Source organism: Micromonospora sp. NPDC049903 (genome assembly GCF_044460945.1).
Taxonomy (GTDB): Bacteria; Actinomycetota; Actinomycetes; order Mycobacteriales; family Micromonosporaceae; genus Micromonospora.
In genome coordinates, this window is the sequence record NZ_JBITKL010000070.1 from 1 (window position 1) to 1,166 (window position 1,166).

The following is a 1,166-nucleotide window of genomic DNA, read 5'->3' on the forward strand; positions in this document are numbered from 1 at the left end:
GAAGTAGTTCCATCCTGAATCCGCTGGCCAGGAGGTCTTGACGGTGGGGTGGTGGTGGGTGTTTGAGCAGGTCCACGAAGAGGTGATCTTCGGGTTGATCGTTTGCCCAGCACCAGCGTGGCCTGCATGACATACAGGTGAGCCCTCGGCCAGGGTGTTCGGTCGTGACACACAAAAACCCGCCGGCCGAGGGCTCGCCGCTTGTCTACCAGTCCCGTCTGCCGCTGTCCACGAAGACACTGACCACGGTCACCACCGCGATCCGCCGTCACCGGACCCAGGTGCGCTCACGATGGCGGAAGCTACCCGACCACACCGCAGCAGCGATCGTCCTCGCGGTGCTGCGTCACGACCAACGCCCAGCCGACCTGGCCGCCGCCAACGGCATCTCCGCCAACACCGTCCGCCGCTGGGTCAACCAGGTGATCACCACCCTCGCCGCCCAGATGCCCCGACTGTCCCGGATCCTGCGCCGCGCCCGCCACCACACACAGGTGGTCCTGCTCGACGGCACCCTGATCCCCATCCAACGCCCCCGCGACCGACGCCGCCGCTACGCCCACTACAACGGCAAACACAAAACCTTCGGCCTGACAGTGCTGGCCATCACCGACCCGACCGGAAACCTGCTGTGGATCTCCGCCGCCCACCCCGGCCGCACCGCCGAGATCACCGCAGCCCGCCGACACCGCATCCCCGCCCACCTACGCCACCACAACCTGGCCGCCATCTGCGACCTCGGCTTCACCAACCTCGACGACCAACCCGGCCCCTACCCCGGCCTACGACCACGCCGCCAACCCCCCGGCCAACCCGACGACCACCCCACCATCATCACCGGCCGCCGACCCGCCCGCGCCCACCCACTAACCCGCCACCAACAAGCCGTCAACAACCTCATCGCCGCCGAACGCGCCACCAACGAACACGGCATCGCCGACCTGAAGAACTGGCGCATCCTCCACCAACTACGCGGCAACCACCACCACGCCACCACCCTGCTCCGCGCCCTCACCGTCCTGACCCAAGGCCACATCACCCGCTAACCACCAGCCACAAGACAAACGATCAACTCGAAGATCACCCACCCCACAACCAGCCCACCCACCACCACCAACCCCACAGTCAAGACCCCCCGACCAGCCCAAACAGGATGGAACTACTTC

Annotated in this window: 1 protein-coding gene; it reads left to right on the forward strand. The window is 66.7% G+C overall.

The window, feature by feature from the left end; translation table 11 throughout:
- Window positions 1–164 precede the first annotated feature (164 nt).
- Window positions 165–1,046, forward strand: a complete 882-nt coding sequence (locus ACIBO1_RS32300; RefSeq protein WP_396753108.1) for a transposase family protein — start codon at window positions 165–167, stop codon at window positions 1,044–1,046.
- Window positions 1,047–1,166: the final 120 nt, after the last annotated feature.